This is a genomic window from Pseudomonas sp. E6002 (genome assembly GCF_013385565.1).
Classification (GTDB): Bacteria; Pseudomonadota; Gammaproteobacteria; order Pseudomonadales; family Pseudomonadaceae; genus Aquipseudomonas.
Genome location: NZ_JACAPT010000002.1, coordinates 1 through 19,164, shown reverse-complemented (window position 1 = coordinate 19,164; position 19,164 = coordinate 1). Strand labels below are relative to the sequence as shown.

Genomic DNA, 19,164 nt, shown 5'->3' with positions numbered 1-19,164 from the left:
CACGCACATCGACGCTATACGAGGTGCCCCATGGGAGAGTCAGTGACCTTCGCAAATCCCGACCGCCCTGTAGTGCTGTTGATTGACGCACACCCGGACGTGCTGGACCGCCTGACGCAGTTGCTGCGCCTGGAACCCTTTGAATTATGCAGCGCCACCGACGCCGCTCACGCGCTGGCGATTCTGGCGCAGCAACCCGTCGACCTGGTGATGAGTGCCGCGCGCCTGCCGGACATGGACGGCGCCACCCTGCTTGCGCAGATCCACCATGATTACCCGCACACCGTGCGCATCCTGCTGACCGGTGAAACCGACCTGACGCTGATCATCAAGGCCATCAACGAAGGGCAGATCTACCGCTACCTGAGCAAACCCTGGAAAGACGAAGAACTGCTGCTGGCGTTGCGGCAATCCCTGGCCCATCAACACTCCGAGCGTGAGCGCCTGCGCCTGGAGCAATTGACCCGCCAGCAGAACGACGAACTCAAGCAACTCAACGCCAGCCTGGAAAAACGCGTGGCCTCACGCACCAGCGAGCTGCAGCAAACCGCCGACATGCTCGACCTGGCCTACGAAGAACTCAAACACAGCTACGCCACCGGCACCGAAGTGTTCTCGCTGCTGGCCAACCTGCGCTTGCCCCGAGCCAAGCAAACCAACCGGCAGATCATCGAGCTGGTGCGCACCTGGTGCCACGGCCGCGGCCTGGATGAGGCCAGTAATCGCGACCTGACCATGGCCGCCGCGCTCTACAACATCGGCAAGTTGAGTTGGAGCGACAACATGATGGTCTCTCCCAGCGACCTGCTGCACAGCACCTACCGTGAGCGGTACCGGGCGTATCCGGCCCAGAGCGAATCGTTGCTGATGACCCTGGAACCGATGAAAGACGCGGCACGCTTGATCCGCCATCACCAGGAACGCTGGGACGGCAGCGGCTTTCCCGACCACCTCAAGGGCGAAGCAATACCTGTGGGTTCGCGCCTGTTGAAACTGGCGGTGGACTTCATCGAACTGCAACGCGGCTTGATCCTCGAGCGGCAGATGAACAGCGACGAAGCGCTGCTCTACATCCGCAAATACGCCGGGCGCCTTTACGACCCGGACATGGTCGAGGACTTCGTCCAGGCGTGCGCCGCGTTCCTCAGCGACGTGACCCTGGGCGACCCGTCGGTGAAGGTCCTGACCACCCGCGAACTGGCCGAAGGCATGGTGCTGGCGCGCAACCTCAACGCCGACAACGGCATGCTGCTGCTCAACGCCGGCAAGGTGTTGAACCTGCCGCTGGTGGACAAGCTGATTGCGTTCGAGGCCATGGAAGGGGCGAAGTACAGCGTGTTCATCAAGGAGCCGGATGAGGCACTGCTTTCGGGGTGAGACCGGTTCATGGGATCCTTGCGCCTTTGTATTCAAGGCGACCTTTTCATGACCTCCACCATTCGCATCGCCGCCGCCCTGCTGATCGGCAGCGACGGCCAGACCCTGCTGGTACGCAAGCGCGGCACCCAGGCCTTCATGCAGCCGGGCGGCAAGATCGATGCCGGCGAGCAACCCGCAGAGGCTTTGGCCCGTGAGCTGCACGAAGAACTGGGCCTGCGAGTTGATCCGGCGGCGGCTGTGTACCTTGGGCAGTTCTCGGCGCCGGCGGCGAATGAGCCGGGGTTTGTGGTGCAGGCCGAATTGTTCCAGGTGCACATCGACGTGGCGGTGATGCCGGCTGCCGAGATTGAAGAGGTGTGCTGGATCGACCCGGCGGGCGACGGCGGTTTGCAGCTTGCGCCGCTGACCCGGGATTTGATTCTGCCGTTCTACCGCGCCTCTCTGATCCCTGCCTGATCTTGTGGCGAGGGAGCTTGCTCCCGCTGGGGCGCGAAGCGGCCCCAGGATTTTTGGGTCTGCTGCGCAGCCCGGCGGGAGCAAGCTCCCTCGCCACAGGTATCCGCTACAGGTCAGCGAACGGCGCTGACGCCGTCCAGGGTCGAAAACGAGGTGTCCTTGGCCGTCAGCAGAAAATCACGCATGTACGGCGCGTCCAGCATGTCGGCGCGAATCCCGGCGTACAGCGTGGCAAACAAACCTTTCTCCCCCAGCCGCTTGGCCTTCACATACCCCCGGGAGCTGTATTCATGCAGCGCCCAATGGGGCATGCCGCACACGCCGCGACCGCTGGCCACCAACTGCATCATCATCACCGTCAGTTCCGAGGTGCGCACCTGGGCCGGTTCTACATCCGCCGGTTCCAGGAAGCGGGTGAAGATGTCCAGGCGATCCCGTTCCACCGGGTAGGTGATCAGGGTTTCGCTGATCAGGTCTTCGGGCACGATGTACGGCTTGTTCGCCAGCGGGTGCTGGTTGGCCACGGCGAGCATGGCTTCGTAGGTGAACAGCGGTACATAGGTGATGCCCGGCAGCTCCAGCGGGTCCGAGGTCACCACCAGGTCCAGGTCGCCACGGGCCAAGGCCGGCAGCGGCGCGAAGGCGAAGCCGGAGGCCAGGTCCAGCTCGACTTCCGGCCAGGCATCGCGGAACTGGTCGATGGTCGGCATCAACCACTGGAAGCAACTGTGGCACTCGATGGCCATGTGCAAACGCCCGGCCGTGCCGCCGGCCAGGCGCGCGATGTCGCGTTCGGCACCGCGCAGCAAGGGCAGGGTGGCGTCCGCCAGTTGCAGCAGGCGCAGGCCGGCGCTGGTGAAGCGCAGCGGCTTGGTCTTGCGCACGAATAACTGCATGCCCATGCGCTCTTCCAGTTCCTTGAACTGGTGGGAGAGCGCTGATTGCGTCAGGTGCAGGCGCTCAGCGGCCTCCACCAGGCTGTCGGCTTCGCGCAAGGCGTGCAGGGTCTTGAGATGGCGGATTTCGAGCACGGGGTCTCCATGAATATAACTTGTGACAAATTCGGACCGGTTGAGTTTGTCTCATGTTGATAGGCCTGTCGACCGTCGTGCTCAAGTCCCGCCGCCTCACACCCCGGCAAAGTGCCGGGTGGCCAGCGCTCGCCCGATATTGCCGCGCCAGATAGGGTCCACCGCGGCCCCGGCTTGCGCCTGGGCGACTTGCCATTGCAGGCCCAGGTTGCGCTGCTCGGGAATCTTCAAGTGGGCCTTGGTGAACTCGTCGAACTGCGCCCCGGCCTTGTCGTAATGAAAGTGCGCGTACCACAGGGTGGCGGGCGGCGTTTGTGTCAGGTCCTGAACCACGTATTCCTGAAGATAATCCGCCCGTCCTTTCTTGCCTTCATTGAGGTTGCGGGCCGGTTCGCCCTTGCGAATCTCCACCACCCGTTGTTCGCGAAGGTAGTCCAGATAGCCTTCGGTAGGGGTTTTGCTGGCGAGGGTCTGGCGGATTCGCAGGTTGCGGCCCTTGATGGTCAGCTCCGCGGCCTTGGCCCGCAACTGGCGCACGAGGTCTTCGGTGGGGTCCAGGCGTTCCAGGCGATTGGCCCGCAGGTTCAACTCGGCCGCTTCGCTGACCAGCAGGTGTTCGAGGTCCACCGGCAGCATTTTTTGCTCGGTGTAGGCGATGGCGCGGCTTTCGTACTGCGCGACGTTGTCGAGGCGAGCCCTGGCTTCGCTTACCACGAACGGCTTGACGTTGGACTCCGGCGGCGCGGGTTCCGAGGCAGCACTGTCCTTGAGTCGGGATTTGCCGCCGGGGCCCTTCACCCAGGTCTCGACGCGCCCGCTGGCGCTCTCAACCTGGTAAGTGGTGGCTTGGGTTTGTGGGTCGATGCTCTCGGTGCCCACCAGGGAAATATTGTCCTCGGTGTCGAATACCCGCCGCACGGGTTGCCCGGCCGGTGGGCGGCTTGCCGGCGACTCCTTGATGGCCCGGCGGGCGAGTTCGATCATCTGGTCAATGTCGACGAAAAACGCACTGAGTTGCGCCTGGTCGAAATGCTGCGGGTAACCGAGGTTCCAGGTGCGGATGGTCAGCCGGAATTGTTCATAGGCCTGTATGCAGTCTTCCAGCACCTTGCGCCGCTGTGTGATGTTGGCGCTGGCGTTGGGCAGTTCAAAATGCGAAGCCCATGCGCGGTTGACTTTGGCGTAGCTGTCCCGGGCCTGGGCCCGCAAGTAGAACCAAGACAGCTCGGCAACTTCGGGGTAAGTCTCAAGGGTATCGAAGCGGTGTAAAAATTTCAGGTGCGTGCGGTAGCTGTCATTGAGCGTACGTCGGAATTGCTCCAGCATCGGGCTTAGCCGGGTACGGTGGGCGGCATCGGTAACCTGATCGAACCAGCGGTTGAACTGGGAAAAGTCGGCATCGATCCGGTCCAGGTCACGCAGAATCTCGCTGCTGATCCTTTTACGCTGCCGCAGGATCTCCAGCATGGCGGGAACGATTGCCAAGGTGTCGAAAACCTCGGGGGAGATAGCGGTCATGTTATGGGTTCCAAGCTCCAGGATCCGTGCCTCGATCTGCTTGAAGTGATAGCGCGCCCGGTTCAGGGTGGTGAGGGTCAGGCGCGCCGCATTGCGGCTCATGTCCTCTCTGATCGCGCGCTGGCGGTTGCCGCTGGTAAAGGGCACGAACTCCGTCAGTTCCTGATGCTGGCGGCTGTACAGTTCGATGTCCTGCTCGAAGGATCTGCGGATCGCCGGGCCTGCGCTGTCGGTGCGGGCCATCAGTTCTTCGGTTCGGTTAATGGAGAGCGCAATCAGGTCTTCGCGGCTGTTGATACTGTTGGCCAGCGCCTGTTGGCGGCGCAGGGCGCGGTCGGTCCACCAGCGTGGCAAGTAATCACGGATCGACTGGGGCCAGATCGGATCAAGCACTTCGGCCATATGCCCGAGCACGCTGCCGCCACCCGCCAGGCCACCCTTGAATGCGCTGCCGTAGACGCCGTAGTGAGTGTCCCATTCGCCGTTTTCATCCAGGGCAATCGGCTGCTTGTAGGTTTTGCTGCGGGTCGGGCTCAGGCGCCAGTCCAGGGGATCGCCGGCCAGCTCAACCTGATAGATGCGCCCGCGCCGCATGATGAAGTCGCCTTCGGTATGCCGGTACACATTGCGATAAAAACCGTGGGTCTGCGGTTGCAGCCCGGCCAGCGAGATCACTCCTTCATATTCATAACCGGCGAAACGCTGTGCCGCCCGCCGAGCCTGGGTGACCGAGGGCAGGTGCAGGCTGGCGGCGCTGCTGGCCAGATGGCGCAATTGACGCTGGCGCGTGGCGGCGCGGGCGTTGACCGGCAGGACGAGGCTGCCCGGCAGAATGTCCATGGCGCAGTCGATCAGCGACAACAGCACCGCCTCGACCTCGGCCAGGCCATGGCCGACGTTCCCGCGCAGGAACGCAGCAGTGGCCAGGTTGGCACTGGACCAGGCGTCATACAACGCGACGACCGAACCCACGAAAGGCACCAGCCCCAGGGCGATTTTCAGGTAGTTGAAGATCAGCCCGGCGCGCAGCGCATTCTGCTCCAGCAACAAGGCCGCGTTGGAGCGTGAGGTCGCGCGATGCGCTTCTATGACGCGGCCCATATGGGCGTTCAGCAAATGGGCGGCCAGCGATGTGGTGGCCGGCCACGGGGTTCCGACGGCAAAGACCGGATCAAAATTCCGTTGCTGGGCCTGAGCGATCCGGGCGAGGTGGGCGGCGGTGTCGCCCTTGATGGCCAGGCCGGCCAGGTAGGCGCTCATGCCGCTGACCAGGCTGAGGTCGTAGAGCGCCTTGCGGGCCAGTTCCAGGCTCGCGTAGCGCCGCAGGTCCTGGTTGTCCGGGCTGTTTGGCAGGTACAGCAGGGTTGTGCCGGAGATTTGTTCCTGGATGAAGGTGACCCCTGACAGGGTGGTCGGACCGAAGTCGGTATCTTCACCGCCCGCACTCAGGGTGGCCGGCAGCAGCACGATTTTCTTGTCTTCCACCTGCCAGGCATCCGCGTTGTCGGCGTCGATGGCTATGCTCAGCAGCCGCAGATCGTTGTCGTCGACTCGCCCCAGGGCCCGCGCGCGTTTGCCTTGCAGCATGAGCATCAGGCGCAGGGGCTCGGTCAGGCATTCGCGACGGTGCTGCGTGGTGAAAGGCGCCGCCGCGGGATCACCGAGGAAGGTGCGGGTGATCAAGCTTTCGTAGGCCCCGGCGAGGTCCAGCTCCTTGACCAGGGTCTTCAGGTATTCCAGGGACAGGCCGGTGGTCAGCCGGGTGGTTTCAGGGGCATTGGGGCCGGAGACATCGAGCTTCATGTAGGTCAGGCGCTGGGCCAGCGTCGGGTCGATGTTTTGCTGGGCCAGTTGCAACAATGACAGGGTGCTGCGGCGGGCACTGGGCACCGTCACATACTTGAACGGTGTACCCGGGCCCGCGTATTCGGACAGGTATTCGCGCTCCTGGCTGACCGTATCGGGCAGGTCCAGTTGCACCGACCAGGTGTGTTCAAGCTGGAAGTCTTCGCGCAGGCGTTGGTCCAGGCGGCGCTGGCCGAAGTCGTCGAAGGGTTCCAGCTCGCGCTCGAGCAGTTGCTGCGAGCGATGCAGGGCGCTGATCTGCGCGTGTATCAGGTGCTTGAGCGCCAGGCGTTCATCTGCCGGCAACTGACTCAACTCCCCAGGCAGTGCCCCGGCCAGGGTGCTGCTGCGTTGTTGCTCGAGCAGTTGTCCATACGCCAGTTCCCGCGCCGGGCACACCGGGGTTTGCAGGGTAAACAGGGTTTGCTCTTTGAGTCTGTCCAGGCCTTCGGTTCGCTCCTGGCCGAACGGAGGCACCGGGAAGAGGGAGATCAGCGCATACGCCTGTTGTTCGCTGGCGTACAGCTGCTGTTGCAACGAGTATTCAATCGGGTCGCCGGTGAGCAGCGACAATTGCAGGGTGACGTCCTGCGCTTCGCTCGACAGCTTGAACAGCGAGTGTTCCAGGGCTTGGCGGGATTCGAAACGCTGCAGGCCCCCTGCATTGCCGGGCCAGTACAGCAACAGGCTGTGGGGCGCCGAAGAGGTCAGCGCGCTGGTCTGGGTGATGAGCAACAGGCCTGTCAGCTCCTCGGAACCTTCCCTTGGGTCACGGCTGGAGAGGATCAGGCGGGTCACCGCGACAGCCGGGCGAAGTTCCGGGGCCGCGGGGTGTTCCGTGACGGCCAGGAGCAGGCCGTGTTCTTCATCGCTGATCTGCTGGAGCGCATGCTGGATGGCGCCCTCGGCGCGCAGGGCGGCGAGCCGCGCCTGGTAGAGCGCGTCATAGTCCGGATTGGGTTTTTGCCGCAGCTCAAGTTGATCGAAGGCGGCTTTTTTTGCCAGCAGGCCGCTGGCGGCATCATTGCCGGCCTGCTCTGCGTCTTTCAGCGCCTGCATCAAACCCTTCAACTGCGCCAGTCGGGCGGTTTGCTCAGGGCCATCGCCCAGGAAGCGCTCCAGTGCGCTGCGTTGCAGCCTGATCGCGGCCCAGCGTTGGCCCAGGGCAATGTCGGCGCTGAGGTGGCCGAAGGGCAGGGCAGGAGGCAGGTCGTCAGCGTCCGGGCCGGGCGTAGCTGCCTGTTGATGCGGTGCGATAAGCATCGGGATTTCCCGGCGCTGGCTGTCCAGGCGGTCGGCATCATCCAGGGCATGGTTGGCGTAACGGGCCAGGTCACTGCCATTGCGATGACGGTTGCGCAGGCTTTCCAGCTGAGCCGCGTGCAGGTGCGACAGCAGGTCCAGAATGCCGTGCTCCAGGGGTTCGGTGCGCGAGCTGTATTCGACGGTGACAGCGTCAGCCGCGACGTCCGGCGGGATCAGTTGCTGATGCGCTGCGACCAGCCACTGCTCCATGTCGCGGCGTTGGCTGAAGACCATCACGCCGGGTTGCCGGCAGGGCAGGTACAGGGTTTGTGTCAACAGCGGCTCCTGGCCCACGGAGATGACCCAGGCGCCAGCCAATTTGACCTTGCTCTGGTCGGGCAGCAGCAACGCCAGCTGGCAGGTCTCGACGGGGCGTACGCCATTGGGGGTGGTGACCGGGTTGAGCACTGTCTGCAACGAGATCAGTTGTTGGGCACCCAGCCTTCCCTGGGCATAGGCCGATTGCCCGCAGGCCTCGAAATGCTGGCAGTACAGTTGTGCCGCCCGCTCGCGACGGGACAACGGCGTACCCGGCGCCCGGGTACTCCAATAGTTTTCCCAGCGGGCGCTGAGCAGTTTCCCCAGGCCCAGTGCCTGGAGCCGCTTGAGCAATTGCACGGGCGTGAGGGCTGACAGGCGGTGGGACGCCAGGCCGACCACGGTGCTGCGGGCATCCAGGGTGGGGGAGATGTCTGGAAACTGGCAGATAAATCCCCAGGCATCCGCCAGGCTGACGAAGTGCTCGTCGTGATCTTCGGTCTTGAGAAATCCCAGGCCGACCGGTGCGGCGCCCAGTTGCCAATGCTCTGTGAGCAGTTGTTCGATGGAGTCGCGCACGCCGGGTGCCTGGGCAATCAGTTGATGCAGCTCCTGTTGGCTTTCGCGCCAGCGCGCTGAGGCTTGCAGGGACAGGCTCTGGTCCTGGAGGCGGGCCTGGCCTGGAAGCGACGGTGAGGCGAAGTCGCTCAGGGTGGCAGACGGGGGAAGTAGGGTGAGGTCACTCATGATGGTGTGTTCATGCTCTGGTGAGACCGGGCTTGCCGGTGAATGCACCATTAAAAAGGCGGGGCCAGGGCGTGAGGTGATAGATAGATACGCGGATGACCGTTGGGCGCCCTTCATCAAACTGTCACTGAACTGTGGCAGCGCGCTTGTACAAAGTTCATCAGACTCGCGCTCTACTGGGGTTCTGCGTTTCGGTGTTTTTCATGCGCGTGTTGTTTTTCATGGCCGCTCTGTTATTCGGCCTGCCGTCCTTTGCGGCTTCTCGATGTGATGTGAATGTCCCGACTGAACGGGTTGATCTGGAACAGGTGAGCCTGGCCTACCAGAGCATTGGTCGTGCCTCCGACCCGGCCTTGCTGCTGGTGATGGGCCTGGGCGGTCAGTTGATCCACTGGCCGGACGAAGTGGTGGTGGCCCTGTGTGAGCAGGGCTTTCGGGTGATTCGTTATGACAACCGTGATGTCGGGCTGTCCACCTGGCGCCAGGCACCGGCCAGCGCCAACCTGACCTTTGAAGTGCTGCGCTACAAGCTCGGTCTGCCGGTGGCGGCGCCCTACACCCTGACCGACATGGCGAATGACGCACTGGGCTTGATGGACGGCTTGCACATTCAGCAGTTCCACGTGCTGGGCGCGAGCATGGGCGGCATGATCGCCCAGCACCTGGCGGCCATGGCGCCGCAACGGGTGGAAAGCCTCACGCTGATCATGACCAGCTCCGGCGCCGAAGGCCTGCCGGCACCGAGTGCGGCGCTGGTGCAGCTGTTGTCGCGCCGCAGCGCGCCCAATCGTGAAGTGGCCCTGGAACAACAGGCCGACCTGCTGGCGGCGCTGGGCAGTCCTTATGTGAAGGATGATCGCAAGGTGCTGTTGCAGCAGGCGGCGCAGTCGTACGACCGGGCGTTCAACCCTGACGGTGTGAAGCGCCAGATCATGGCGATCCTTGCCGAACCGAGCCGGGTGCCGTTGCTCAATCAACTGCGGGTGCCGACGCTGGTGGTGCATGGCACGGCCGATCCGTTGTTGCCGGTGATGCATGGTGTGCACCTGGCGGCGCATATCCAGGGCAGCCAGTTGCGGCTGATTCCGGGGCTGGCCCATCGTTTCCAGGAGGCGTTCAAGGCGCCGTTGCTGGCGGCGGTCTTGCCCTACTTGCAAGCGCATCGGCAGGATGCGGCGCATTGGGCGCAGATCGACCCGGTGGTGCCTGCGAAGGTTTTGTAAGGGCTTGACGGGGTGTATCGTGGGACCTTTCCGGCGTTTAATGCCAGCGAGGTTGCCTAGTCATGAGTACTCCCCTGAAAATCGATTTCGTCAGCGACGTGTCGTGTCCCTGGTGCATCATTGGCCTGCGTGGCTTGACCGAGGCCCTGGACCAACTGGGTCCGGAGGTGCAGGCCGAGATTCATTTCCAGCCGTTTGAGCTGAACCCCAACATGGCTGCCGAAGGGCAGAACATTACCGAGCACATCACTGAAAAGTACGGTTCCACGGCTGAGCAGTCCCAGGCTAACCGGGCGCGGATTCGTGATATGGGTGCGGAGTTGGGGTTTGCGTTTCGTACTGACGGGCAGAGTCGTATCTACAACACGTTTGATGCGCATCGTCTGTTGCATTGGGCGGGGATTGAGGGGTTGCAGTACAACCTCAAGGAAGCATTGTTCAAGGCGTATTTCACTGACCAGCAGGATCCGTCTGATCACGGGACGTTGGCGGGGATTGCCGAGGGTGTTGGGCTGGATCGTGTGCGGGCAGAGGAAATTCTGGCTTCGGACGAATATGCCGCCGAGGTGCGGGAGCAGGAGCAGTTGTGGGTATCTCGCGGGGTGACTTCTGTGCCTACCATCGTGTTCAACGATCAGTACGCGGTGAGTGGTGGGCAGCCGGCTGAGGCGTTTGTCGGGGCGATTCGGCAGATTATCAGTGAGGCCAAGGGCTGAATGGGGCTGTCAGATAAAAATCAAAAGCAGCCGACCTGAGTGTTAGAAGCAAAAGCAGAGCCGCTTTATGTGGGAGCGGGCTTGCTCGCGAAAAACCTGAGAGCGCCGCGTTGAATCAGGATGCCCACGTCATCGTTAACGACCTTCGCGAGCAAGCCCGCTCCCACATTTGGACCGTGCCCGCCTTTGATTTTGCTGTTGCTTCAATCAAACTTATAGCTGATGGCAGTCTGCACCTGCCCCTGATTCACATCCCCGGTCTCCTTGACGATGCTGCTATTGGCCGCTGACCCCACCAGGTGTATCCAACTGGCACTGGTCAACAGCGACCACTTCGCATCCAAAGGAAACTCAAAACTCTGCGTCAACGTCAGGTTCTGAAACCCGGCACTGGCGTTATACGGCCGAAACCCGGAGGCCGCAGCCTCATTGGCATCCACCCCGAAAAACGTCTGCGCCTGGCGGGCATCGGCAAAGTGCGCCATCAGGCCGGTGCTGCCGATAATGCCGCTCCCCAACGGATAACCCAACTCGCCGCCGAGCTTGCCCACCACGCCGCTTTGATCACGCGCCCCGCCCACGGCCTGACCCACCTGCGCATACACCCGCCAGAACTCAGCCGGAGCGTATTGGATGAAGCCGCCGATCTCGGCCATATCCGAAACATCACGCAAGCCCCGCAGCGACCCATTGGCCGTCCGCCCCGGCAAGTAGTTGATGTAAGGCCCGGCAGTAAAGCCATGGGTATTCAGGGCACTCCAGGTCAGCCCATCGTCGGTACCCAGGCTGACACTCCCCCAATCCAGGTCGAAATACGGGATCGGCCGCGTTTCGTAGCGGCTGCCCGTCGGATCGTGGGGCTGATAGCTGACGCCTGCGCCGGCTTCACCGGTAATTCCGTCCGCCAGCGCAGCGCCGCAAACGCCCCACAGCCCCAGCAAGCCGGTGAATACAGCAAAAGTAACCCTGAACATGGAGCCATTTCCTTTTGTGAACATGCGCGCATGAACGCGCAAACGCCCTGCCTTAGGCAAGCACTCATCTAGGTTGTAGCGAGCTACAAAAATTGTAGCAAGTTCCGACACAACCACACGCCGATACCCGCCAAACCCTTTGAAAACAGGGGTTGGTGGCACTTGGCACACTCCATGCTCTATCCCCTGCAAGCGCAACAGCGCGTTCCTACTTCATAGGTAAATGCAGATGATCCACTGGCATATCGTGTGTGACTTCGACGGGACTATCACTCCTACCGACGTCATCGACAACGTCCTCCAACGCTTCGCCGGCCCCGAGTGGGAAACCATCGAGCAGGAATGGCTGGATGGGCACATCGGTTCGCGCGAATGCCTGAGCCGTCAACTGGCGCTGATCAAGGCGACCCCGGCCGAGTTGCTGGCGTATTTCGACAGCGTCGAGATCGATCCGGACTTCCCGGACTTCGTCGACCACGTCATGGGCCTGGGCGCTTCCATTGAAGTGGTCAGCGATGGCATCGAACAAGGCATCGCGCGGATTCTGTCGCGCAACTACGTGACCTTGCTGCCGATCCTCGCCAACCGCCTGCGCCAGGTCGACCAGAACAGCTGGCGCATCGACTTCCCGTATGCCAGCGACGCCTGCCGTGCCGCCTCCGGCAACTGCAAGTGCAAGTCCACGCCGCGCAACAAGCGCGTGCTGGTGATCGGCGACGGCAAGTCCGACATGTGCGTGGCCTCCACCGCCGACTTCGTCTTCGCCAAGGCCAGCCTGGCCGACTACTGCGAAACCAACAACATCCCTTACGCGCGGTTCGACACCTTCGCCGAACTGCCGGCATTGCTGGCCAAGCTGCCTCAGGGCATCGCCGCCAACGCCACCTCCTTCAGCACCTCTTCCGACAATCAGGAACTCTTCCACCATGTCTGATATCCGCATCGCTACCGCAGAAGACCAGGTTCTTCTGGATAAAGAAGCCAAGTACTGCTCCTACGGCGACACCGTTCACTACATCGACCCGCCGCGCATTTTCAGCCGCTGCGAAGGCTCCTACGTGTGGGACACCGAAGACCAGGCTTACCTCGACCTGCAAATGTGGTACTCGGCCGTTAACTTCGGTTACGCCAACCCGCGCCTGAACAACGCGCTGAAACAGCAGATCGACACCCTGCCGCAAATCGCCAGCCAGTACCTGCACAAAGGCAAGATCGAGCTGTCGGAAATGATTGCAGTCGACGCCAAGAAAAAATTCGGCCTCGACGGTCGTGTGCACTTCAACGTGGGCGGTTCGCAGTCCATCGAAGACTCCCTGAAAGTGGTGCGTAACGCCACCAACGGCAAGAGCCTGATGTTCGCCTTCGAAGGCGGCTACCACGGCCGTACCCTTGGCGCTTCGTCGATCACTTCGAGCTACCGCTACCGTCGTCGCTATGGCCACTTCGGCGAGCGCGCCAACTTCATCCCGTTCCCGTACCACTTCCGCGGCCCTAAAGGCATGACCAAGGAAGAATACGGAAGCCACTGTGTGCAGCAGTTCGCCCGTCTGTTCGAAACCGAATACAACGGTGTGTGGGACCCGAAAGTCGGCCAGAGCGAATACGCCGCCTTCTACGTCGAGCCGATCCAGGGCACCGGCGGCTACGTGATCCCGCCGATGAACTTCTACAGCGAGCTCAAGCAGGTCCTCGACCAGCACGGCATCCTGATGGTCGTCGACGAAATCCAGATGGGCTTCTGGCGTACCGGCAAGCTGTGGTCGATCGAACACTTCGACGTCAAGCCGGACGTGATCGTCTTCGGCAAGGCGCTGACCAACGGCCTGAACCCGCTGGGCGGCATCTGGGCCAAGGAAGAGTTGATCAACCCTAAGATCTTCCCGCCAGGCTCCACTCACTCCACCTTCGCGTCCAACCCGTTGGGCACCGCGGTAGGCCTGGAAATGTTCAAGATGACCAGCGAAGTCGATTACGGCGCAATGGTCATGGCCAAGGGCAAATACTTCCTGGCCGGCCTGCAAGAGCTGCAAAAGCGCTTCCCGATCATCGGCGACGTCGATGGCCTGGGCCTGGCCCTGCGCTGCGAAATCTGCGGCCCGGACGGCTTCACTCCGGACAAGGCGACCCTGGACTACATGGTCGAGGAAGGCATGAAGGGCGACATGGTGGTTGACGGTCAGAAACTCGGCCTGATCCTCGACGTGGGCGGCTACTACAAGAACGTGATCACCCTGGCACCGTCCCTGGAAATCAGCTACCCGGAAATCGACCTGGGCCTGAAGCTGCTCGAGCAACTGCTTGTGCGAGCGACCAAACGGTGAGCAGCCACGAGATCGACCTCGGTGAAGGTGATGCCGGCTTCGTTCTCGGTAGCGGTCCGATTGGGATCTTGTTGATCCACGGCCTGACGGGCACCCCGACGGAACTCCGTCGGGTGGCCCAGGGGTTGGCCAAGGTCGGTAACTGCACGGTGTACGTGCCGACCCTGGCCGGCCACTGCGGGGACAACAGCGACCTGCAAGCCACCGGCTGGCAGGACTGGTACGAAGGCGTGCGCAAGACCTTCGTCGCGGTGAAACAGCGTCACGAGCAGGTATTCGTCGGCGGCTTGTCGATGGGCGCGGTGATGTCGATGTACGTGGCGTCGCAGTTCCCCGGCCAGGTTGCCGGCTTGCTGATGTACTCCACGACGTTGAAGTACGACGGCTGGAGCATCAACAAGATGGCGTTCATCACGCCCTTGCTGATCCGTATTCCCTTCGGTGTGCGCCTGTTCCGCTTTACTGAAAAGCCGCCCTACGGCATCAAGAACGAGCGCCTGCGGGCGATCGTCGAGCGGCAGATGAAGGAAGGGGAGAGCAGCGAGGCGGGTCTCTTGACCATGGAGGGCGTCACGGTGCGCGAGTTGCACTGGATGAATGCCGTGGTGAAGAAGCTCATGCCATCGATCAAGACCCCGGCCCTGGTGCTGCATTCCATCGAGGATGACATCACCAGCCGTTGGAACGCCGATTACGTGGAACGCCATCTCGGCGGCCCCGTGACCAAGATCCTGCTGGACAACTGCTACCACATGATCACCGTCGACCTGCAATACCGTCGGGTGATCGAGTTGAGTGCCGAGTTTGTCGGGCAGCACGCACACGCCACAGAGGCACCTGAAGATTATCGACAGCTGGCTTGAACCCTAAGGATTTGACGTGATCACCGCCCAAGCCTTTTCGACCATTCGGGCCATCGAACGCAGTGCCTGGAACGACTGTTTTCCCGATGCCCTGGAGGATTGGGACTATTACGTGGCCGTGGAAAACGCCGCTATTGATGATTTCCAGTGGCGCTACCTCGCGGTGTTTGACGAGGCAACGCTGGTAGCGGTCGCGCCGGCGTTCATTACGCGGTATCGCCTGGACACCACCGTGTCAGGCGTAGGCAAGCGCTTTACCGAGCGCCTGGAGCGACTGTGGCCGGGTGTTTTGAAGCTGGGCCTGTATGCCATCGGCTCGCCGGTGGCGGAACAGTGCAATGCGGGTGTCGCCAGTCATGTTGTCGAATCCGGGCGCGAGGCGTTGCTTGCGCAGTTACTCGCCGCCGCACGCCAGGATGCCGATACGTTCGGCGTCGGGCTGGTGGCGGTCAAGGATGCACCGACCAGGGACGAAGGCTGGTCAAACAGCTGCCTTGGCGCGGGTTTCCAGAGCATGCCCAGCCTGCCAACGGCCTTGTTGCCGATCCCTTTTGGTTCAGTTGACGCCTACCTCGGTTCCCTGGACAAAGCCACCCGCAAGGACCTGCGCCGCAAACTGCGTGCGCCGGGGCCGCGTGTCGAGTGGCGACGCAACATCGACGACGTACTGCCGCGCATCATGGCGCTGTATGAGGCCACCCTGGAACGCTCCGACCTGCAGTTCGAGCGACTGCCGGCAGGCTATTTCACCGGTATCCTTGAACAGCTGCAGGAACGTGCGGTCTGTGTGCTTTATTGGGTGGACGAGCAACTGGTGGCGTTCAACCTGATCCTGCTTAACCGGGATCGCCTGATTGACAAGTTTTTCGGCGAAGACAGTAACTACAGTCGCGAATACAGCCTGGCGGTGCGCAGTTGGTTAACCAACATCGACTACTGTATTCGCAACGATATTGCGTTATATGAATGTGGTCAGGCCGGCTATGCCAGCAAGTTGCTGCTGGGCTGCGAGTTCCAGGGCAACAGCATGTTTTTCCGCCACCGTAACTGGCTGGTCAACCGTGCGCTGTTCGTTGCAAAAGTGTTTCTCCGACCGGATCGATCCGACCCTGCCATGGCTGCTGCGATAAGCGAAACCTGATGATCAACAAGACCCGCCAAAAAGCCCGCCCCTTTGCCATTTCGCGTTGGAGCGTCCAGCGCAAGCTGGTGTTGGCGTTCTGGCTGGTGACGGTGATCCCGACGATGATCGCGGCGGAGCTGGCCGCGACGACGCTGTCGCAGATCTTCGACAGTAACGTGCGTATCTGGCTGCAGGAGTCGACCAAGATCGTCAAGGACGAGATCGGCGACATCCTCCACGACAACGCCCGGGTCGCCCAACTGTTCCTGCGCTACACCAAGCCGCCGTCGTCGCGCCAGGCCGAGAAACACGACAAGCTGACCGCCGATATTGCCGCCGCCACCGACATCGACGTGGTCGCGCTGATCCGCAGCAGTGACCACAAAATCGTGTTTACCACCGCCGCCGACGACATCGTCAAGCAAATCAACCTGGCCAGTAATGCGGTGTTGCAGACGGTCGAAGTGGGTGGCGTGACCACCGGGGTTGTGGTGTCCACCTTCGAGACCAGCGAGGACGGCGTCGATTATCAACTGCTGGTGGCCACTTATCTGGACAGCAGTTTCCTGACCAGCGTGGCCGATGTGCATTCCCTCGACCTGCGCTTGTACCTGGCCAACCCCACCGGGTTTTCGGAGATTTTCTCCACCCAGCGCTTCGTCGATCACCCCACGCGGATTCCTTCGAGTATCGAATCCGCGCTGCGCAGCACCAAGCAACCCAGCGAACAATTCACCAACAACTACAGCGGTTTGTACTGGCCGATCTTCAACGATGCCGGCGAGCTGCAAGGGGTGATCTTCAGTGGCTTGCTGCGCCATACCAGCCTGGTGGGCCTGGTGAACCAGAGCAATCTGTTCGTGTTGATCTTCCTGCTCAGTTCGGCATTGTCCCTTGGTGCGGGCATGCTGGTGTCCCAGCGCCTGACCCGGCCATTGCGGGATCTGTCCGAAGGCGTCAGCGCGGTGATCTCGGGTAACTATCAGCACCGTGTGGCGGTCAGCGGCGGCGACGAGCTGGCGCAACTGAGCAGCACCTTCAACCACATGACCGAGCGCCTCGGTGAGTTGCATCACCTGGAAGCGCAACTGCGCCGCCGCGACCGCCTGCATGCACTGGGCGAAGTCGCGATGGGCCTGGCCCACGAAATTCGCAACCCGCTGGGCATTATCAAGACGGCCACCCAGTTGCTGCACCGCCGCGCCGATTTGCCGGAAACCGACAAGCGTCACCTCGAATACGTGATCAGCGAAGTCAGCCGGATCAACGACCTGATCACCGAATTCCTCGACTTCGCCAAACCCAGTGCACCGCTGCGCACTGTGCAGGCGGCACGCCCGGTGGTGGAGGAGATCCTCGGCTTCTGCGGGCCTGAGCTTGCGACCCATAACATCGACGCGCAAATTGATGATGCGGCTCCCGGCGCGACGATTTATGCCGATGCCAAGCAGCTCAAGCAGGCGTGCCTGAACCTGATTCTCAACGCCATCGACGCCATGCCCGGAGGCGGGCGCCTGACCCTGGGCATCCACAGCGTGGGCGGCAACACGGTGATCAGCATCGGCGATACCGGCGAGGGCATTGCGCCGGACATGATCGAGCGGATCTTCACACCATTCGTCACCACCAAGGCCTCGGGCACGGGCTTGGGTCTGGCCAAAGTGTTCTCGATCATGGAAAGTCATGACGGCAGCATCGAATGTGTCAGCGAGACAGATGCCGGCGCCACCTTCAGCCTGTACATTCCGGCCCAGGGTGCAGACGACGGCGATGATGAGGATGGTGATGACGCATAACGTATTGGTAGTTGACGACGAACCCAAGCTCTGTGACTTGCTTTCGTCGGCCTTGAGCCAGAGCGGGATCCAGGTGTTTACCGCCGGCAACGGCCTGCACGCGCTCAAGGTGCTGGAGCAGGAAGACATCGACCTGGTGATCAGCGACTGGCGCATGCCCGGCATGGACGGGCCGGCGCTGCTGGCGGAAATCAAGGTGCGCTACCCGCAACTGCCGGTGATCGTGATGACCGCCTACAGCACCGTGAAGAACGCGGTGCAGTCGATGCGCAACGGCGCCTACGACTACATCGCCAAGCCCTTCGATATCGACGAGCTGGACATCACGGTGGCGAAGGCCCTGCAGTTTCGCGACATCATGCGCGACAACGCGCGCATGCGTGCCGAGTTGGATGAACATGCGCAGTTCGACAGCCTGGTGGGTGACAGCCCGGCGTTCCGCCGCGTGCTGCACGCCGTGGACTCGGTGCGCGACAGCAACGCTACGGTGCTGCTGACGGGCGAAAGCGGCACCGGCAAGGAGATGGTCGCCCGTGCCATCCACAAACACGGCAACCGCGCCGACAAGCCGTTTGTGGCGGTCAACTGCGCGGCAATCCCCGAAGGCTTGCTGGAAAGCGAGATGTTCGGCCACCGCAAGGGCGCCTTCACTGGCGCCGTGGCGGATCGGGTCGGGCGCTTCATGCAGGCCGACAAGGGCACGTTGTTTCTCGATGAAGTGGGTGACATGCCGTTGGCGTTGCAGGCGAAAATCCTGCGGGCCTTGCAGGAGCGGGTGATCGAGCCGGTGGGTGACCCGCGCGAGCGCAAGGTGGATGTGCGAGTGATCGCTGCCACCAACAAGAATTTGCTGGATGCGGTGGCGAACAAAGAGTTTCGTGAAGACCTTTACTACCGCTTGAACGTATTTCCGATTCCGCTGCCGGCCTTGCGTGAGCGGGTGGAAGATATCGCGCCGCTGGCCCGGCACTTTGCCCAGACCTTGAGTGCCACGGCGGGCAAACGCATCACCGGTTTCAGCCCCGAGGCGTTGCAGGCCATGGCGGCGTATTCCTGGCCGGGCAATATTCGTGAGCTGCAGAACTGTGTGGAGCGGGCGACCATTGTCGCGGCGACGCCGGTGATCGAGGATATTGATTTGCCGGCGTATCTGTTTGCTTCGACGCCGGCTGAGGATGGGGTGGGCGCAATACTCAGCAACGGGCCGGGTGTGCCGCAGGATCTGGATGCGGCGCTGGCTGAGGTAGAGAAGGCTTACATCATGGCTGCGTTGCAGGAGAGCAACGGGGTGCAGGCTGCAGCGGCGCAGAAGATCGGGATTTCCGAGCGCAGTTTTTGGTATCGGTTGAAGAAGCTGGGGATTCAGGTGGACAAGATTGTTCGCTAGGGGGCGCTGAGCGGTTGCTTGGGGGCATATCCGTTATTTAGGTAACGGCGACTTATGGTTCCGCTCTTACAGCGAGTCACTTTTGGCAAACGCCCGGAATGCCGGCCCAGCCAAAAGTAAAAGGTCTTTGCCCCACCACTCGGTGCCTCGCTTAGGCTCGGCATGCCCGCACTCCGGCCATCGTGGTTGACGGGGTGCCTAAGATCAAAAGCAAAAGCACA

13 protein-coding genes are annotated in these 19,164 nt (G+C 62.0%); 10 read left to right on the top strand and 3 right to left on the bottom strand.

The window, feature by feature from the left end:
* Positions 1-30 precede the first annotated feature (30 nt).
* Positions 31-1,377 carry an HD domain-containing phosphohydrolase gene (locus HX815_RS02175; RefSeq protein ID WP_177027752.1) on the top strand — a complete coding sequence of 449 codons (1,347 nt, stop codon included), beginning with the start codon at positions 31-33 and terminating at the stop codon, positions 1,375-1,377.
* A 48-nt stretch (positions 1,378-1,425) separates the two neighbouring features.
* Entirely contained in the window at positions 1,426-1,836 is a 411-nt protein-coding gene (locus tag HX815_RS02170) for an NUDIX domain-containing protein (RefSeq protein WP_102606051.1), read from the top strand.
* 113 nt (positions 1,837-1,949) lie between these two features.
* Here the strand turns inward: HX815_RS02170 and metR are convergent, their stop codons facing one another.
* Both metR and HX815_RS02160 read right to left on the bottom strand, forming a co-directional pair.
* Positions 1,950-2,867: a transcriptional regulator MetR gene (gene metR, locus HX815_RS02165; RefSeq protein WP_003216460.1), complete on the bottom strand. Its 918-nt coding sequence runs from the start codon at positions 2,865-2,867 to the stop codon at positions 1,950-1,952.
* Between the two features lie 96 nt (positions 2,868-2,963).
* The gene (locus HX815_RS02160) at positions 2,964-8,540 is read right to left on the bottom strand and encodes a dermonecrotic toxin domain-containing protein (protein WP_177027751.1); all 5,577 of its coding nucleotides are present in this window, start codon (positions 8,538-8,540) and stop codon (positions 2,964-2,966) included.
* Between the two features lie 203 nt (positions 8,541-8,743).
* Here HX815_RS02160 and HX815_RS02155 point away from each other — a divergent pair, with 203 nt between their 5' ends.
* Together HX815_RS02155 and HX815_RS02150 are read left to right on the top strand one after the other, a co-directional pair.
* Positions 8,744-9,763, top strand: coding sequence for an alpha/beta fold hydrolase (locus HX815_RS02155; RefSeq protein ID WP_177027750.1), 1,020 nt, complete (start codon positions 8,744-8,746; stop codon positions 9,761-9,763).
* A gap of 62 nt (positions 9,764-9,825) precedes the next feature.
* The gene (locus HX815_RS02150; protein ID WP_177027749.1) at positions 9,826-10,479 is read left to right on the top strand and encodes a DsbA family oxidoreductase; all 654 of its coding nucleotides are present in this window, start codon (positions 9,826-9,828) and stop codon (positions 10,477-10,479) included.
* A 203-nt stretch (positions 10,480-10,682) separates the two neighbouring features.
* Here the strand turns inward: HX815_RS02150 and HX815_RS02145 are convergent, their stop codons facing one another.
* Complete coding sequence (locus tag HX815_RS02145; protein WP_102369842.1) at positions 10,683-11,453, bottom strand: MipA/OmpV family protein; 771 nt, start codon at positions 11,451-11,453, stop codon at positions 10,683-10,685.
* A 229-nt stretch (positions 11,454-11,682) separates the two neighbouring features.
* Between HX815_RS02145 and HX815_RS02140 the strand changes: the two genes are divergently transcribed.
* Genes HX815_RS02140 through HX815_RS02115 form a run of 6 tightly spaced genes read left to right on the top strand, consistent with a single transcriptional unit; the run spans position 11,683 to position 18,943 of the window.
* Positions 11,683-12,387, top strand: a complete 705-nt coding sequence (locus HX815_RS02140; RefSeq protein WP_008435530.1) for an MtnX-like HAD-IB family phosphatase — start codon at positions 11,683-11,685, stop codon at positions 12,385-12,387.
* Positions 12,380-13,774, top strand: coding sequence for an aspartate aminotransferase family protein (locus HX815_RS02135; RefSeq protein ID WP_003216473.1), 1,395 nt, complete (start codon positions 12,380-12,382; stop codon positions 13,772-13,774). Before HX815_RS02140 ends, HX815_RS02135 begins: the two co-directional genes overlap by 8 nt.
* Positions 13,771-14,637, top strand: a complete 867-nt coding sequence (locus HX815_RS02130; protein ID WP_003216475.1) for a carboxylesterase — start codon at positions 13,771-13,773, stop codon at positions 14,635-14,637. Before HX815_RS02135 ends, HX815_RS02130 begins: the two co-directional genes overlap by 4 nt.
* Positions 14,638-14,653: 16 nt before the next feature.
* A complete protein-coding gene (locus tag HX815_RS02125) occupies positions 14,654-15,778 on the top strand; it encodes a GNAT family N-acetyltransferase (protein WP_177027748.1) in 1,125 nt (374 codons plus the stop codon).
* Complete coding sequence (locus HX815_RS02120) at positions 15,778-17,556, top strand: HAMP domain-containing sensor histidine kinase (protein ID WP_177027747.1); 1,779 nt, start codon at positions 15,778-15,780, stop codon at positions 17,554-17,556. Before HX815_RS02125 ends, HX815_RS02120 begins: the two co-directional genes overlap by 1 nt.
* Positions 17,546-18,943, top strand: a complete 1,398-nt coding sequence (locus tag HX815_RS02115) for a sigma-54 dependent transcriptional regulator (protein WP_003216481.1) — start codon at positions 17,546-17,548, stop codon at positions 18,941-18,943. Before HX815_RS02120 ends, HX815_RS02115 begins: the two co-directional genes overlap by 11 nt.
* The last annotated feature ends 221 nt before the right edge of the window (positions 18,944-19,164 follow it).